At 37.8% G+C, this 15,435-nt stretch carries 16 protein-coding genes; 9 read left to right on the top strand and 7 right to left on the bottom strand.

What is annotated here, in order from left to right; all coding sequences use genetic code 11:
* The first annotated feature begins 9 nt into the window (after positions 1 to 9).
* Positions 10 to 675 (top strand): V-type ATP synthase subunit D, encoded by a 666-nt coding sequence (locus QA584_RS17050; RefSeq protein WP_278270290.1) that lies wholly within the window; start codon positions 10 to 12, stop codon positions 673 to 675.
* A 282-nt stretch (positions 676 to 957) separates the two neighbouring features.
* On the opposite strand, the gene QA584_RS17045 is transcribed toward QA584_RS17050, so the two are convergent.
* The 3 genes from QA584_RS17045 to nagB form a co-directional block, all read right to left on the bottom strand.
* A complete protein-coding gene (locus QA584_RS17045; protein WP_278270289.1) occupies positions 958 to 1,131 on the bottom strand; it encodes a DUF1540 domain-containing protein in 174 nt (57 codons plus the stop codon).
* 380 nt (positions 1,132 to 1,511) lie between these two features.
* A complete protein-coding gene (nagA, locus tag QA584_RS17040) occupies positions 1,512 to 2,642 on the bottom strand; it encodes an N-acetylglucosamine-6-phosphate deacetylase (RefSeq protein ID WP_278270288.1) in 1,131 nt (376 codons plus the stop codon).
* A gap of 9 nt (positions 2,643 to 2,651) precedes the next feature.
* Positions 2,652 to 3,362 (bottom strand): glucosamine-6-phosphate deaminase, encoded by a 711-nt coding sequence (nagB, locus tag QA584_RS17035; protein WP_278270287.1) that lies wholly within the window; start codon positions 3,360 to 3,362, stop codon positions 2,652 to 2,654.
* A gap of 447 nt (positions 3,363 to 3,809) precedes the next feature.
* On the opposite strand from nagB, the gene QA584_RS17030 reads away from it, so the two are divergent.
* Positions 3,810 to 4,505: an N-acetylmannosamine-6-phosphate 2-epimerase gene (locus QA584_RS17030; RefSeq protein ID WP_278270286.1), complete on the top strand. Its 696-nt coding sequence runs from the start codon at positions 3,810 to 3,812 to the stop codon at positions 4,503 to 4,505.
* Between the two features lie 27 nt (positions 4,506 to 4,532).
* The gene (locus tag QA584_RS17025; RefSeq protein WP_278270285.1) at positions 4,533 to 5,384 is read left to right on the top strand and encodes a MurR/RpiR family transcriptional regulator; all 852 of its coding nucleotides are present in this window, start codon (positions 4,533 to 4,535) and stop codon (positions 5,382 to 5,384) included.
* Positions 5,385 to 5,700: 316 nt separating this feature from the next.
* Here the strand turns inward: QA584_RS17025 and QA584_RS17020 are convergent, their stop codons facing one another.
* The 3 genes from QA584_RS17020 to gpmA all read right to left on the bottom strand — a co-directional run bounded on the left by QA584_RS17020 (position 5,701) and on the right by gpmA (position 8,743).
* Positions 5,701 to 7,017: a hemolysin family protein gene (locus tag QA584_RS17020; protein ID WP_278270284.1), complete on the bottom strand. Its 1,317-nt coding sequence runs from the start codon at positions 7,015 to 7,017 to the stop codon at positions 5,701 to 5,703.
* Positions 7,018 to 7,314: 297 nt separating this feature from the next.
* Positions 7,315 to 7,899, bottom strand: coding sequence for an acetylglutamate kinase (locus QA584_RS17015; RefSeq protein ID WP_278270283.1), 585 nt, complete (start codon positions 7,897 to 7,899; stop codon positions 7,315 to 7,317).
* 100 nt (positions 7,900 to 7,999) lie between these two features.
* Positions 8,000 to 8,743 carry a 2,3-diphosphoglycerate-dependent phosphoglycerate mutase gene (gene gpmA, locus QA584_RS17010; protein WP_278270282.1) on the bottom strand — a complete coding sequence of 248 codons (744 nt, stop codon included), beginning with the start codon at positions 8,741 to 8,743 and terminating at the stop codon, positions 8,000 to 8,002.
* 299 nt (positions 8,744 to 9,042) lie between these two features.
* Between gpmA and QA584_RS17005 the strand changes: the two genes are divergently transcribed.
* The 4 genes from QA584_RS17005 to QA584_RS16990 all read left to right on the top strand — a co-directional run bounded on the left by QA584_RS17005 (position 9,043) and on the right by QA584_RS16990 (position 10,528).
* Positions 9,043 to 9,177 (top strand): hypothetical protein, encoded by a 135-nt coding sequence (locus QA584_RS17005; RefSeq protein ID WP_278270281.1) that lies wholly within the window; start codon positions 9,043 to 9,045, stop codon positions 9,175 to 9,177.
* Positions 9,178 to 9,191: 14 nt separating this feature from the next.
* Positions 9,192 to 9,362 carry a hypothetical protein gene (locus QA584_RS17000; protein WP_278270280.1) on the top strand — a complete coding sequence of 57 codons (171 nt, stop codon included), beginning with the start codon at positions 9,192 to 9,194 and terminating at the stop codon, positions 9,360 to 9,362.
* Positions 9,363 to 9,776: 414 nt separating this feature from the next.
* Positions 9,777 to 10,160 (top strand): hypothetical protein, encoded by a 384-nt coding sequence (locus QA584_RS16995; protein ID WP_278270279.1) that lies wholly within the window; start codon positions 9,777 to 9,779, stop codon positions 10,158 to 10,160.
* 179 nt (positions 10,161 to 10,339) lie between these two features.
* Positions 10,340 to 10,528, top strand: a complete 189-nt coding sequence (locus QA584_RS16990) for a DUF6199 family natural product biosynthesis protein (protein ID WP_278270278.1) — start codon at positions 10,340 to 10,342, stop codon at positions 10,526 to 10,528.
* Positions 10,529 to 10,682: 154 nt separating this feature from the next.
* Here the strand turns inward: QA584_RS16990 and cooS are convergent, their stop codons facing one another.
* Positions 10,683 to 12,830 (bottom strand): anaerobic carbon-monoxide dehydrogenase catalytic subunit, encoded by a 2,148-nt coding sequence (gene cooS / locus QA584_RS16985; RefSeq protein WP_278270277.1) that lies wholly within the window; start codon positions 12,828 to 12,830, stop codon positions 10,683 to 10,685.
* 380 nt (positions 12,831 to 13,210) lie between these two features.
* On the opposite strand from cooS, the gene sufC reads away from it, so the two are divergent.
* Both sufC and sufB read left to right on the top strand, forming a co-directional pair.
* Complete coding sequence (sufC, locus tag QA584_RS16980) at positions 13,211 to 13,963, top strand: Fe-S cluster assembly ATPase SufC (protein ID WP_278270275.1); 753 nt, start codon at positions 13,211 to 13,213, stop codon at positions 13,961 to 13,963.
* Positions 13,964 to 13,976: 13 nt separating this feature from the next.
* A complete protein-coding gene (sufB, locus tag QA584_RS16975) occupies positions 13,977 to 15,392 on the top strand; it encodes a Fe-S cluster assembly protein SufB (protein WP_278270274.1) in 1,416 nt (471 codons plus the stop codon).
* Positions 15,393 to 15,435: the final 43 nt, after the last annotated feature.

Raw genomic sequence — 15,435 nt, 5'->3', positions numbered from 1 at the left:
GGTGCTTTCATGGCTAAGGCACATATTAATCCGACCCGTATGGAGCTTACCAGGCTTAAGAAAAAGCTGACGACAGCAGTAAGAGGCCATAAGCTCTTAAAAGATAAGCGGGACGAGCTGATGCGCCAGTTTCTTGATCTGGTACGTGAGAACAAAACATTACGCGAAAAAGTGGAAAAAGGAATTGCAGCCGCCAATAATAATTTTGTTTTGGCCCGTGCCGGTATGGAGGATGAGGTGTTAAATGTTGCATTGATGGCTCCCAGGCAGGAGGTATACTTAGATACCCATACCAAGAATGTTATGAGTGTAGATATTCCGGTATTTGAGTATAAAACAAAAACACCGGATGAACATGATATCTATCCCTACGGTTTTGCCTTTACTTCCAGTGATCTAGACGATGCAGTGAAATCTCTTCAGGATATCCTCCCGGATATGCTGCGCCTGGCAGAATGCGAGAAAGCCTGCCAGCTTATGGCCTCGGAAATTGAAAAAACCAGAAGGCGCGTAAATGCCCTGGAACATGTTATGATACCTGAAATGCAGGAAAATATCAAATATATCAAAATGAAACTGGATGAGAATGAACGCAGCACCCAGATCCGTTTAATGAAAGTAAAAGATATGATGTTAGAGCAGGCACATCATTATAGTGAACATGATTATAATTGATTATAACAAGAAATAAGTGATATCGGTGAATTGATATATTGAAATTGATGAATTAACTACAGACCAAATAACATTAAACAAAATATATCAGAAAAAAATACATCAGACAAAAATGCTTCAGACAAAGAAATTTCAGACAAAACAGCATTAGACAAAAAACACAAAAAACATCATCAGACAAAATAACCGGATTGACCTTATATAAACTATGTAAGGTCAATCCGGTTATTTATAGAATCTAAGCCTTAAAGGCACTTATCTTATTTCATACTGACCAGATAATTAAAACGCCTTATTATCTCTTGCGATAAAGGATTCACAGTCGGTGTCTTCGGATTTGGAAGAGACTGATTCTACTCTGCCCACTGAAATTTTATCCAGGGTACAATAATCTTTCTCCCCTGCATGATATCTGCATTCTGAAACAATACATTGAATACTTGGGTTACTATCCATCTTTATTCCTCCTTTCATTTTATCATTGTTTAGCATGCGCGATATAGCAGGATTTATTCATCAAAAGAGAATTACATACTTCCTGAACAGCCATATAATACTGATTTTGAGTAAGAAAGGAGACATTGGAATAAAGAACTATCATTTTGTCTAAATTACTCAAACTTCGCAGTTAATAAACTTAAAAACACTTGATAAAATCAGCCCTAAAACTAAATTGAAAGCATGATTATGCTATGTTTCATTAGTGAATTCCAGGTTCAGAATCCTAAGCTTATGAAACATAGCATAATCAATGCTTTCTTAGTCACCTTCATTGCTGATTTTATCAAGTATACCAAGGCAAAAATAACTGCGAAGTTTGAATAAATTACTATTATTTAGTCTAAGTATAATCCGTCCCTGAATACCTTCTCTATGTTATAATCCTGGTCCATAATGACAAAATCTGCTTTTTTGCCAGCTTCTATGGAACCAATCTCTTTGTCGGCATTAATGGCTTTTGCCGGTATTAATGTAGCACTTAAAACTGCTTCTTCAACAGGAATTCCATATTTTATTACATTTTTAAAAGCTTTGTATACAGTTGTTGTGGAACCTGCAATGGTTCCATCCTCCAGAGTGGCTTTACCGTTGTTAACGTAAACCTTCTGTCCGCCCAGCTCATAGATTCCATCCTCTAACCCGGCAGCACTCATAGAATCAGATATTAGGATTAACTTATCGGAATCGACCTTATACATCAGCCTGATAACAGAAGGATGGATGTGAATACCGTCACAGATGATCTCGGCATGGATATCAAAATCAGATACTGCTCCAACCAGACCCGGTTCTCTGTGATGTAAGCCGTTCATAGCGTTAAAAAGGTGAGTTACATGGGTGGCACCGGCTGCGATGGCTTGTGAGGCCAGTTCATAAGTGCAGCTGGTATGTGCCAGAGAAATAACCTTGTCTTTGCTGTGTTTTTTAATAAATTCCAAGGAACCGGAAAGATTTGGGTCAAGATCGATAATGCGGACATTATTACCGGATAAATCATTTAACTCCGAGTATTTTTTTTCATCAAGGGGCATTAAATACCTTACGTCATGAGCTCCTTTTTTATCTGCTCCCAAAAAAGGACCTTCCATATTGATGCCGATGATTCGGGTTCCCTTTATTTGATTATCCATAATAGTATTGATTCGAACCATTGCACTTTTATAAATTTCATAATCAATGGTCATGGTGGTAGCTAATATTGAAGTAATACCGTTCCTGGCGTAAAACCTGCACATTTTTTCAATATCGTTTGTCTCCGCCGTAGTAAAATCATAACCGATACAGCCATGGGAGTGAAGTTCTATAAATCCTGGTATGATTCGTTTTCCAGAACAATCCATGGATTCAGGGTAGTTCAAAGTAACGGATTCCGGAGCATAAATTGCACCAAAACGTCCGTTTTCTACTGTAAAATCTGCTTTCTTAAAGGTTCCGTTAAGAAAGACTTCTGCATTTTTATATAACATAACTGCCTCCTAATCAAAACAGTACACAACAGTTAAATCAGGATGGAACTGCAATATGGATGCAGGTACATCTGGTGTTACAGGTCCATGTAATGCTTTTTCAATAATCTCTTTTTTATCAGGTCCATTGGCTATTAATAATACCTTTTTAGCCTGCATGATTGATTTTATTCCCATGGTTAAAGCTTTCTTGGGCACTTCATCAATGGTCTGAAAAAATCTGGCATTTGCTTCAATGGTGGATTCATCCAGGTTTACAATATGGGTAGTTTTCTCAAAAGAGACATCCGGTTCATTAAAACCAATATGACCATTGCGCCCGATACCAAGCAGCTGGAGGTCAATACCACCAAGCTCTGCTATCAGTTTATCATAACGGCTGCATTCTTCTTCGTAATCTGCAGCCAGACCATTGGGAACATTAGTATTTTCCAGTTTTATATTAACCTGGCTGAACAAATTCTGATTCATAAAATAACGATAGCTTTGATCATTATCCGGAGATAACCCGCAATATTCATCCAAATTCACTGTTTTTACTTCTGAAAAATCAATATCACCTTTTTCATACCATTCAACTAATTGCTTATAGGTTCCAATAGGGGTAGAACCAGTAGCAAGACCTAATACACAGTCCGGTTTTAAAATTACCTGGGCTGAAATAACATTAGCGGCTTTTCTGCTTAAATCTTTATAATCACTCGCTTTTAGTAAATTCATGTTTTTACCTATTGTATATCGCAGGTTTGCGATATTGCCACATAATAAAATGTGAAAGAATCACATTGTGGCTACCTTTCATTTATATATTTAATTTCAACCTTTTACCTGTACCTTTCGATTTTAAATAAGAAGGAACTCTAAATATAGTATATATCTTATCATTAAAAAATCAAGTTAGAATAAAAATATTTTTCTTATTTGAGTAAAAATTACTGAATGGATATGTGAAATTACATTGACTATTGGTCATATATAATATATTATTTTTAAAAAGAAAAAAATTTTTGTAAATGAAAAGGAAAATATTTTTATTTTATGAATCGAATTGAGAAAAACCAATTCATATCTATTGTAAAAAAAGACCGGAAAGAGTAAAATTAATTTGATAAATGTCTTTTAAAGGATGATTTAAAGCTATTTTGAAAGCAATACATGGAGGTGGGTATGATTAATAAATCTGAGATTTTAGAGCGTATACACGGGGGTCTCATCGTATCCTGTCAGGCATTAGAAGAGGAGCCGCTGTATGGAGCTTCTATTATGGCAAGAATGGCCTATGCAGCCTGTTTGGGTGGAGCTGTTGGGATACGTGCCAATACTCCGGAAGATATTAAAGCAATAAAGAAAGAGGTCAAGGTGCCTGTTATAGGTCTCTTTAAACAGACCTATCCGGATAGCGAAGTATACATAACTCCTGTGGAAGAAGCAGTCGATTCCCTGATGGAAAGCGGTGCAGATATTATAGCAATGGATGCTACAAGGCGGATAAGGCCCTTTGGGGTGAAGCTTGATACGTTTTTCTATAAGATACGGAGTAAATATCCGGATATGTTATTCATGGCGGATTGTGCTGATTTTGAAGATGCCGTCTTTGCGCAGGAACTTGGATTTGATCTTGCAGGAACGACCTTATGCGGTTATACCAGAGAAACAAAAGGGATAACACTTCCCAATATACGATTAATGAAAGAACTTGCTTCTGCTTTGAAGATTCCAATGATAGCAGAAGGCGGAATATGGACACCAGAGCAATTAGCAGAAGCTATGGAGGCAGGAGCCTATGCTGCTGTTGTCGGTACTGCGATTACAAGACCCATGGAAATCACAAGACGGTTTGTTGATGCAATCAACAGAGAATAAACAGAAAATTGTAAAAGGAGTATTGATATGGAAGGAATCTATACCAGAATAGAAAGCGGCTATGCCAAATTTACCAAATCGGAAAAAATAGTGGCGGATTTTGTTTTTGAAAGTCCGCAGAAAATTCTCTATACTTCCATTACAGATCTGGCTGAAATGTGTGGCGTAGGGGATACGACTGTGTTCCGGTTCTGTAAAGCTTTAAAACTTAATGGCTACCAGGAATTCAAAATGCTGTTAGCCCAGGATATTGCCAATAAAAAGGGGAGCGGTAATGCAATAGCAGGTACGATAGAACCGGAGGATGATATTAAGACCGTTTGTCAGAAAACCTTATCGACTAACTTAGCAGCCCTAAATGAAACCTTTCATTTACTTGACTTTGATGCTGTAGTTAAGGCAGTAGATCTGATATCGGCTGCAAAAAGAATTCACTTTTTTGGCATTGGTTCCTCGGGTGTAATAGCACTGGAAGCTAAACAGAAGTTTATGAGAATACTGCCTAATGTTGAATTCGTGGCAGACTGCCATATGCAGTGCATGGCAGCATCACTTCTTGACAGCAGGGATCTGGCAGTTATCTTTTCTTATTCCGGCTCTACTAAGGATATGATTGAAGTTCACAAACTGGCAAAGCAGAATGCCTGCAAATCTATCTGTATAACAAGATTTCCTAAATCAGCACTTACAAATCAGGCTGATGTGGTGCTTTTATGCGGCTCTAATGAAGGACCTTTAGACGGAGGGGCCTCCTCAACCTCCATGGTACAGTTGTATCTGTTGGAAGTTCTGTATATGCAGTATTTTGTGAAGCATTATAACCAATCCAGTGTAAACAAAGCCAGAACTACAGAAGCCATCTCCTCTAAATTATTGTAGTGTATCAAGTAATATTTATAAATTTATTTTCAGTTAAATAAAGCATGTTTATGGAAAGTTATACTCCAGAAACTAAGATATCTTATAGCTGTATGTTCTGTATTACTTTTATATCAGTCAAACTATTAATTTAACTAAAAAGAGCGGATACTGCGAATAGAAGGTTTCGTAAAGAATATAAGGTTTCATAAAGAATTTAAGATTTGATAAAAAAAGAGCAGTTGCAAAATTACAGGAGGAAACTTGGACATTCCAAAGTCATTTATTCTCCAAAGTTTGCAGCTGCCCTATTCTTTATGTGCCCAGAGGCACACTTCTATTCTGGGTTGCCTATATATAATTTAATTTTATCAATTCGTTTCTTGCTCACACTTTCAATCTTAAATACCAGATTATCAATCTCAATCGTACGGTCATCATCTTCATTTGGTATTTCGCCCATAGTATCAATCAGTAATCCGGATATGGTTTCATAATTTTCTGAAGATATATTTAAATCCAGCATATCATTCAGCTCATCAATGGTAAGCAAGCCGTCAATAAGATAGGTATCATTATCAAGCTTCTCGATTTTGGGTACTGAGGTATCATATTCATCCTCAATATCACCCATAACTTCTTCCACCAGGTCCTCCATAGTTACAATACCGGAAAAACCACCGTATTCATCGATTAAAACGGCAATATGATTTTTGGATTTCTGGAGCTCTTTAAATAATTCATAGATATTTTTGCTGTCTGGTACCAGATAAGGTTTTGTCATAATGGAACGGATATCAACATTTTTGTAACCTGTTTTAATTGCTTCCCTCATAAAATCCTTAGAATATAAAATACCGATGACATTGTCTATATCGTCTTCATAAACCGGTATCCTGGAGTACTTCGTTTCTAATAGAGTATCGATATAATCTTCTTTGAGATCTAAAATATTAATTGCAAATATGTTAATCTTAGGAGTCATGATCTCCTTGGCAAGTTTATCATCAAATTCAATAATCGAATTAATCATCTCTTTTTCATTTTCATTGAGGACACCGTGGACTTGTCCTTCTTCCACCAGGGATTTAATTTCTTCTCTTGATAAAATATCCTCAGTAACACCACCTTTTGAACCAAAGAGCTTCATAATCAGGTTAGTGGAGGCTGTTAACAGCCGAATAAATGGTGAAGCCACCTTTGATACAGCTAAAATAGGCTTTACTGCGAACATACTAATTGCTTCCGTATTCTGCAATGCTATTCGTTTTGGCACCAATTCACCGAATACCAGAGTGAAATACGATAATATAACAGTAACCAGAATTAAGGAAATTTGATCACCATATGGAATCTCAAGGCTTTTTAGCCATTGTCCTAATGGACCGGAGAGTCCGGTGGCAGCAGATGCACTGGAAAAGAATCCGGCAAACGTAATAGCGACTTGGATCGTCGATAAGAATCTCGTAGGCTCTTCTATTAATTTTTGAACCAGCTCGGCTTTTTTATTACCTGATTCCGCTAAACGCTTGATTTTGTTTTTGTTGACAGATACAGTTGCCATTTCGGCACATGAAAAGAATGCATTAATTAAGGTTAAAATAATTAGTATTATTATCTGAATAATAATACTATCCCCGTCAGGGTCTACCATTGTAACTTTCCTCCTAAATTTTAATAGTAGTATGATAACATATAATTTTTGATTATGCAAGTTAACTTGGTATAAGTTACACGGCAAACACATGAATAGATGAATAGCAAAGAGGCGGAAGTATTCCGACGGTCCTTTGAATTTAACAAGTTTTAAACCTTTTTTTCTAATAAATGCCGGGTTTGTATTATAGGAATCCAGGAGTAAGAGCAAAGTTTTAGTAGAGACTAAAAGGCTTAGAACCTGCATATTCGATTCAGATATACAACCCGGCTGTTAAGTGAATTATGTTCAGAATTACTGTCTTGCAGTACCGGCAGAACTTAAGAAGAATTGGTTTAAAATTCCGTAAGCCATAAAATCAGCCAATTCAAAAGCCTGTGTTTCTATGGATTCAAATAATTTTACATCCAAACCGTATCTGCCATTTAAACGGTATACAGCTGCTTCCTCAATCATTTTTAAGTGTTCATAAAATAAAGACCGAAACTGTCTGGCCGACCAGTAAGGGTTGACTTCTCTTAAGAAAATACAGATATCTTCGGCATTCTTATACCATTTTCTCCGATCTTCATAAACTTCTTCAGAATTACCTTGTCTGGTATTGTTAATTAGGCTTTCGGCTATTAAAATATGTTCTTTAAACAAACCTTCAAAAGTCCTGGCTTTCTCGGCACCATAAAAGTTCCTGAGTGCAACGGCAAAATCAGTCGGACTCCTAAGAAGCCTTTCCGTAACGGTCGCCAGATCGTCAAGTCCTGAAGTGGTACTTACAATAAAAGACCTGGTCCAGAATACATGCTGAGCCCATAATTTACGGAACATATTAAATACCGTAATCTGATTTTTGCAGCTGGATAAAATGTTGTTGTTAAATTGCATACAATTCACCCTTCATTCTTTTTAGTAATTATATGAGAATAATATACTTCTGATACTAAGAAGAGGTGAAAAACAAGAATGAAATGAAATCAAAACGTTCTTACTTGGTCTTTCCCTGACTTGCCACCTGCTCCATCTGAAACTTAATAGCCTCCTGGTCCCCGAGATAATATTTGCTGATAACCTTAAAATCCTTGTCAAATTCATACACTAAAGGGATACCCGTAGGTATATTCACTTCGATGATTTCCTCCTCAGATAAGTTATCCAGATACTTAACCAGGGAGCGGATTGAATTGCCGTGAGCAGCGATAAGAACCCTTTTTCCGGTTAACATATCTCTTTTAATGGTTTCGTTATAATAAGGGATAACACGCTCAATCGTATCTTTAAGACTTTCACATAAAGGCAGCTCCTCCTTAACAAATTCCCGGTACTGGTGCTGTCTGTGTGGATTCTCATTATCGTTCTCGTCTAACTTTGGAGGACGGATATCAAAGGAACGGCGCCAGATTTTAACCTGGTCTTCGCCGTATTTTTCAGCAGTTTCTGATTTATTAAGACCTTGCAGGGCACCATAATGCCGTTCGTTTAACTTCCAGGTTTTCATTACCGGAAGCCAGGCTAAATCCATTTCATCCAAAACATAATTTAAAGTATGAATAGCTCTTTTTAAGTAAGAGGTATAACAAATGTCAAAATCATAACCGCTTTCCTTAAGAAGCTTTCCGGCTGATCTGGCTTCTTCCCTGCCTTTTTGAGAAAGGTCTACATCTTTCCAGCCGGTAAAGAGATTTAATTTATTCCATTCACTTTCACCATGCCTGATAATTACTAATTTCATAATATTGCCCTCCTTTAAATGATTTTTATTTATTTTACTTCTTTTAAATCCATATGACAAGATATACTTAATCGAACCATATTTATTCTTGCTTTCACCATTTTGTTAATTTTCATCTTTACACATTATTATGATTTTGCACGTTCCTATGAAACATTGCCGCAGAATAAAATGTGACATAAATTACACAATCAATAAAAATGGTATAACCTTATTCTTTGCAATCTTTGAATATGGTTTTTGTATACGGAACATACTTAAGTTGTTAGATAAAATAAAATGGAAAGAGGAGATTAACTATGCCAAAAGACAGTCAGCCGGATAATAAAAAAGCAAGAATGGAAAAAGCCAACGGACAAACTCCAATTACCAGAGAGAATCAGAACCAGAATAGAAACTCAAAAAAGCAATCGATCAAAAATAATGATGTTTAAGGGAGGATGAAAGAATGGCTAAAGCAGGAATGAGACGCCCGGACCCGAGTGAACCCCACGGAACAGAAGGCGGGCAGGGAACCCACATCCCTAAAAATGATGTAAAACCAGTTCCTGAAATCCAGGGGAAAGCAAAAAGTGGTCATGAGAAAGCCAATCCCATCAAGTTTGAGGGAAAGTGGTAAAATGAGGCAGAAGAAAGGAACTGTAAGGGCTGCACGCATTTACTGGTGCTGCCCGTGCTAAATTTATTTCACAGGAGATTCCTATGAATCCCCTGTGAAATAAAATCCTTACCTGGCAGGATACACACTTCTATTAATAAAATTTAACAGGTAAAATTCACACTTACCGGAGCATTCGCCATTTAAACTTTGGAATCAGCCTCTCATTTTATAAATAAGTCTGCTTGAAAACAGAAAATATAATAATAACAGGAAATATATCAATTTCCTCTTGATACTGCGCTGATACGGCATTATACTATTGGAACAGCATATTAATATCCCGAAAAAGCCCGAACAGCATATTAAATACTCAACTAGAATACCGCACCAGCGCTACATACTGCGGACAGGACAGCCTGGATTGGAGGACATATGAAAGAAAAAAGTACAAGAAACAGTATAATAGCCGGAATAACCGTAATGGTTGTAAACTTTATTTTATTAATAGTCGGGGTAAAAATAATAAGAAGCAATAATATAGTACTGCAAAACCTAGCAGCCTATACAATACTATCCGTTATACTGGGGGTTATAACTGCAATATTTTTATATCTGGGCCTAAAAACTGCGGCTCTCATCTTTCTTGTAGGGATTATAATCGGCTTATTCAACCTGTTCACCATGTTTTTAAGCGAAATGAATGGCTGGGAAGACCTGGCCGGATTTATATCCTATCTGGCTTGGATCATAATCGGACTAATCGCCGGATTAATTATTCAATTAATCTTATACCTATACCATAGATGGAAGAAATAATATAGCTGTAGTATTAACATCTTGCCGATGAATGTATATACGGCATCCTATGGTTTATTTGCTGAAATAAATGAATGAAAAGTTGACATCTGCAAAAAATATAGTTAAACTTAAGTAATAAACTAATACATTAAAAATAAAATATGACATGTATTAATATTACTGAGGGAGCGGCATATATGTGGTTATTTGTTATTATATTTGTAATATTTGGTATGATTGGTACCTTATCACCACGAACCTCCTGGTATTTGTCAAATTGGTGGCGGTTTGAAAACAAAACGGATCCAAGTAAAGCATCTTTATTCATTTACAGAATAAGCGGAATTATATTTTTATTAGCGGCATTATTAATAATTTTTGTATAAGAAAAAGAAATTTATTCCAGAAAAAACCATTGATCAGTGACAGGATTATTGAAGGTTAATTAATAGGGTATAGAATGAAAAGGTACACTGTCTGATGAGCGCCGTCAGGAGTTGTACCTTTTCATTTTTACATTTACTATGTCAAAAATGAAACCTAAATCCCAGTAAAAATACTTAACCCCAATTCCTTACGTTTCTTCTCAATATGATCCACGTAAATCTGTATCGTTTTCTCAGCATCCAATTCCACCACAACCTTACCAAGTCCAAGACTTTCAGTGGTTTCAGTTAAGGTTTTTACCACTACATCACTTCCGGTTATGGAAGGTACCGGTGCAACATGGACCAGCCAGCCAAGAGCCACCGCCGTGCAGGCATCTGCCACCGCTTTTTGTTCCAGATACTCAGGAGCACCGATAACAAGAGGTAACTTATTCGTATCAATATTAAGGGCATCGGCTAGTTCCTTAGCAGTATGGGTCATCTTGCCGATATCTACGCAGGCGCCGTAAGAGAGAACCGGGGGGATTCCCAGTTTTTTGCATACAGCTTTTAACCCTTCCCCACATTCCTCCGCGGCTTTTGGATTGGTTAGACCGGTATATTCCATAACGGAGGAGGTACATCCACCGGAAAGGACTAAAATATTATTCTTTATTAATCCCTTAGTAATTTTAAAAATATTACTGCCGCCTTGTCCAAAGCGGGCAGTGGTACAGCCTACAATGGTTGCGATTCCTCTGATATTTCCATTAACAATTTGTTCAAGTAACGGTTCAAAACTACCACCCAGTGCCTTCCTAACGGATTCAGTACTAAATCCAACCGTGCAGTCAGATTTATAAGGAGGAATATAGGTCTTTCGGTTTTCTGCTTTTCTTTTTTTAAAGGTTTCAATGGCCATAGTAAGGGCTTTTGTGGCCTGTTCCTGCATCTTTTCAGGAATAAAATCCAGGGTTTCAGTGCCTTGCAGCTTAATAACCGGATGGGTACTTAAAAGCTTCGTACCAAACCGTTTGGCAAATAGAGGCATGGTCGGTACCGTGCAGTTATAATCAAACATGAACATATCTACAACTCCCGTAGCAAGGAGATATTCCTGGGAAAGCCATTCACCCTCCTGACCGCCATAGCCCTCAGTATCATGGGTACCTTCATAATTCATAAGCTGCTGGCCTTCACAGACATGTCCTAGTATCTGTATGCCTTCGGCACCGGCTTCTTTGGCTTTATTCTGCCATTCCTTTGAGGAAGCCAGGTCAAGGGCAACATGTGCTAGTAAGGGCATATGACCATTGGTTACGATATTTACCATACCTTCTTTTAATAACCCCATATTTTGGCGTTTTTCTGTTATTTCCTGAGTACCCATAAGGATTTCCTGAATAATATCTAAAAGGAAGAGTCCTTGATATTCATTGGCAACACCAAGTCTTACACTATTTAATAAAAAGTCCACCGGATCGGAACTAAAATTCGTCATACAGCGGGTCTGGGCATAAGCAATTTCACTGTATCCGCCCCCGGGAAACAGACCAAGTTCCTTCCATAGGGCTTTTCTCTTAGTAGGCGCAAAGGCTTCAACGGTTTTAGAGGGTTCATAATAAGGCGAATGAATATCATCCATAACCCAGTCGGCAAAGTGGACGGCAAGTTTTTGAAGGGATTGATTGGTATCAAGCCCTGCCATATCCGCATATTTTTTAAGCTTCTCCCCATCCCGGATTTTAAGACCGCTTTCCGGATGTTCCCCGGCAGCTTTTAAGGTTCTGGCAGCTTGTTCGCAATGAAAAATATTGGCAGAAGTACCGATTGTTACATGACGATATACAAAATTTCTGGAAACCATAGTATGAGCATCCACACCGCAGGTACCTCTTGGAACTTTATCATTAATCCTGCAGGGACCATTGGCACATAACTGGCAGGAAAGCCCTTCAATACAAAACTTACACTGGATTGGCTGCTGCTCCTTGAACCGGTCAAATACATTGGTCATACCAGCATCGTGAACCACTTTATACATTTCCCGCATGGCAGGATCAAGAATAACATTTAAGGGATAACCTTCTTTGGACTGGTCGTCTTTTTCGATATGTTCCCGCTGCCATTTATGAACTTCTTTCATGGAGGGAGATCCCTCTATGATGTTATAATTTATCGAAACTCTGCTATGGATATCGGTATGGGTATTAGGATCATTGGAAGCTTCAGCGGTAAGTTTGCTTCCAAAGGTGGTATTGTCACCCCGCATGGTTTTTGCACTTTGTTCAAAAGATTCCAGAATTGATTTATCTGACATAATGTTTCCTCCTAAGATAGTATTTGACCTTAGGTTTTGCTATTTCTGGAATTTTATACTTTTTAAACTGGAATATCAACGCCTAAGAAAGTGCTGTAAAGTACCTTATTGAAAACTTTTTATATATAAGATTCGAGAATCAATAATCAATTTTGTACGAATGAATGCTACCTGATATAGAAACGATGTATCTTGTAAAAAGTCAATAGAAAAAGACAATAGAAAAACCAATAAAAGATTTTTTAAACAGACTATTGCATAAATTATACCCGAGTATTATAATAGGGATTAAATTAGTAGGAATTAATTTAGTGGGATTTAAAATACATATCATAAATCCTTAATATAATTAACAATACGGAAAGGCAAAGGAATAAGATATGACAGGCAACCTATTGGAAATAAAAAATCTGCAGGTCTGTGCAGAAGATAAAATTATATTAAATGACCTAAACTTAACAGTAAGAGAGGGGGAAGTCCATGTAATCATGGGTCCAAACGGAGCTGGCAAGTCAACGCTGGGTTATGCGGTGATGGGACATCCGGGGTATTCCATAAAGGGAGGCAATATTCTATTTGAGGGTGAGGATATTACCGAAGAAAAAGCAGATGTAAGAGCGAGAAAAGGAATCTTTTTATCCTTTCAGAATCCGGAAGAGATACAAGGAGTAACCCTTGAGAATTTTTTAAGATCTTCAAAAACAGCGGTTACCGGAAAGCCCTTGCGGGTAATTGCTTACAAAAAAGATTTATATAAACAGATGGATTCTTTAAATATGGATCAGGATTATGCCACAAGGTACTTAAATGTAGGTTTTTCCGGTGGTGAAAAGAAAAAATCGGAAATTCTCCAGATGCTTATGTTAGATCCTAAATTAGCAATTCTCGACGAAACTGACTCAGGGCTTGATGTGGACGCGGTTAAAATTGTATCAAAAGGGGTTCACGCCTTTAAAAATAAAAAGAACTCTTTAATCATCATTACCCATAATACAAAAATTCTGGAATATCTGCCTGTTGACAAAGTGCATATCCTGCAAAACGGCAGAATCATCAAATCAGGGAATGCCTCCTTGATTGAGCAGGTTAATAAGTCCGGTTACCGGGAATTTATAACCTCAGAACGGCTATAAAGGAGGAATCACCATGGAAGCCACAGAAAAGAATAAAACATATGTAGAGGATATAGACCGCAGTATCTATGATGTAAAAGATCAGTTAAAACCCTCCTTTTCCTCGGGGAAAGGTCTTACCTTTGGTATTGTAAATACCATATCCTTAGAAAAGAATGATCCGAAATGGATGCGGGAATTCAGGCAGAACTCCTTAAAAATATATAATAAGATAGAACTTCCCAAATGGGGACCAAACTTAGATGGACTGGATATGAATAATATCGTAACTTATGTAAGACCGGATTCAAGGCTTAATACTACCTGGGAGGAGGTTCCGGAGGACATTAAGAATACCTTTGAAAGGCTTGGTATACCACAGGCAGAAAGGACCTCCTTAGCCGGAGTGGGAGCACAGTATGATTCCGAAGTAGTTTATCATAATGTAAGAGATGAGGTTAAGAGCCTTGGAGTGATTTATACGGATATGGAAAGTGCTATCAGGGAACATGAAGATATGGTAAAGGACCATTTTATGAAGTTGGTGACTCCAAGTGATCATAAATTTGCAGCCCTCCACGGGGCCGTGTGGTCAGGCGGTTCTTTTGTATACGTGCCTCCCGGCGTATCCGTTGAAATTCCTCTTCAGTCCTATTTCAGGCTTAATGCACCGGGAGCAGGTCAGTTTGAACATACCTTAATTATTGTGGATAAAGGAGCAACCCTTCATTTTATAGAGGGATGTTCAGCACCGAAATATAATGTGGCTAATCTTCATGCAGGTTGCGTGGAATTATTTGTAGGAGAAGATGCAAGGCTTCGCTATTCTACCATCGAGAACTGGTCAAAGAATATGTACAATCTAAATACGAAAAGAGCTGTAGTTGAAAAAGGCGGTACCATCGAATGGGTATCCGGTTCCTTTGGCTCCCATGTGTCCTATCTGTATCCCATGAGTATTTTAAAAGGTGAAAATTCCAAAATGGAGTACACCGGTATTACCTTTGCCGGGAAAGGACAGAATCTGGATACTGGAGTGAAAGTGGTTCATGCAGCACCTCATACCTCCTCCCATATGAATGCTAAATCGATATCCAAGGACGGGGGTTTTTGTACCTTCCGCAGTTCAGTTAAAATAGACAGTAAAGCCAATAACAGTAAGTCATCCGTATCCTGTGAATCCCTTATGCTAGATGGTAATTCCCGTTCCGACACCATACCGGTTATGGATATCCGCAGTGACGAAGTGGATGTAGGGCATGAAGCTAAAATTGGTAGAATCAGCGATGATACCATATTTTATCTGATGAGCAGGGGTATGAGCGAAACCGAAGCCAAGGCAATGATTGTTAACGGATTTGCAGAGCCTATAGCAAAAGAACTGCCTCTTGAATATGCGGTGGAGATGAATCATCTGATACAGCTTGAGATGGAAGGCAGCATAGGTTAGGGAAGCAGTGTGAATTAGAAAAACATTTCACACCCTGATTTAG

The sequence above is a fragment of the Anaerocolumna sp. AGMB13025 genome, assembly GCF_029689925.1.
In the GTDB taxonomy this organism is placed as follows: domain Bacteria; phylum Bacillota; class Clostridia; order Lachnospirales; family Lachnospiraceae; genus Anaerocolumna.
Note: the sequence above shows the minus strand (reverse complement) of the source record. Positions and strands in the feature narration are given on the sequence as shown.

What these genes read in the sequence shown, in the direction of transcription:
- QA584_RS17050 (WP_278270290.1), top strand. Translation starts at nt 10, where the DNA reads ATGGCTAAGGCACATATTAATCCGACCCGTATGGAGCTTACCAGGCTT.
- QA584_RS17045 (WP_278270289.1), bottom strand. Translation starts at nt 1,131, where the DNA reads ATGGATAGTAACCCAAGTATTCAATGTATTGTTTCAGAATGCAGATAT.
- nagA (WP_278270288.1), bottom strand. Translation starts at nt 2,642, where the DNA reads ATGTTATATAAAAATGCAGAAGTCTTTCTTAACGGAACCTTTAAGAAA.
- nagB (WP_278270287.1), bottom strand. Translation starts at nt 3,362, where the DNA reads ATGAATTTACTAAAAGCGAGTGATTATAAAGATTTAAGCAGAAAAGCC.
- QA584_RS17030 (WP_278270286.1), top strand. Translation starts at nt 3,810, where the DNA reads ATGATTAATAAATCTGAGATTTTAGAGCGTATACACGGGGGTCTCATC.
- QA584_RS17025 (WP_278270285.1), top strand. Translation starts at nt 4,533, where the DNA reads ATGGAAGGAATCTATACCAGAATAGAAAGCGGCTATGCCAAATTTACC.
- QA584_RS17020 (WP_278270284.1), bottom strand. Translation starts at nt 7,017, where the DNA reads ATGGTAGACCCTGACGGGGATAGTATTATTATTCAGATAATAATACTA.
- QA584_RS17015 (WP_278270283.1), bottom strand. Translation starts at nt 7,899, where the DNA reads ATGCAATTTAACAACAACATTTTATCCAGCTGCAAAAATCAGATTACG.
- gpmA (WP_278270282.1), bottom strand. Translation starts at nt 8,743, where the DNA reads ATGAAATTAGTAATTATCAGGCATGGTGAAAGTGAATGGAATAAATTA.
- QA584_RS17005 (WP_278270281.1), top strand. Translation starts at nt 9,043, where the DNA reads ATGCCAAAAGACAGTCAGCCGGATAATAAAAAAGCAAGAATGGAAAAA.
- QA584_RS17000 (WP_278270280.1), top strand. Translation starts at nt 9,192, where the DNA reads ATGGCTAAAGCAGGAATGAGACGCCCGGACCCGAGTGAACCCCACGGA.
- QA584_RS16995 (WP_278270279.1), top strand. Translation starts at nt 9,777, where the DNA reads ATGAAAGAAAAAAGTACAAGAAACAGTATAATAGCCGGAATAACCGTA.
- QA584_RS16990 (WP_278270278.1), top strand. Translation starts at nt 10,340, where the DNA reads ATGTGGTTATTTGTTATTATATTTGTAATATTTGGTATGATTGGTACC.
- cooS (WP_278270277.1), bottom strand. Translation starts at nt 12,830, where the DNA reads ATGTCAGATAAATCAATTCTGGAATCTTTTGAACAAAGTGCAAAAACC.
- sufC (WP_278270275.1), top strand. Translation starts at nt 13,211, where the DNA reads ATGACAGGCAACCTATTGGAAATAAAAAATCTGCAGGTCTGTGCAGAA.
- sufB (WP_278270274.1), top strand. Translation starts at nt 13,977, where the DNA reads ATGGAAGCCACAGAAAAGAATAAAACATATGTAGAGGATATAGACCGC.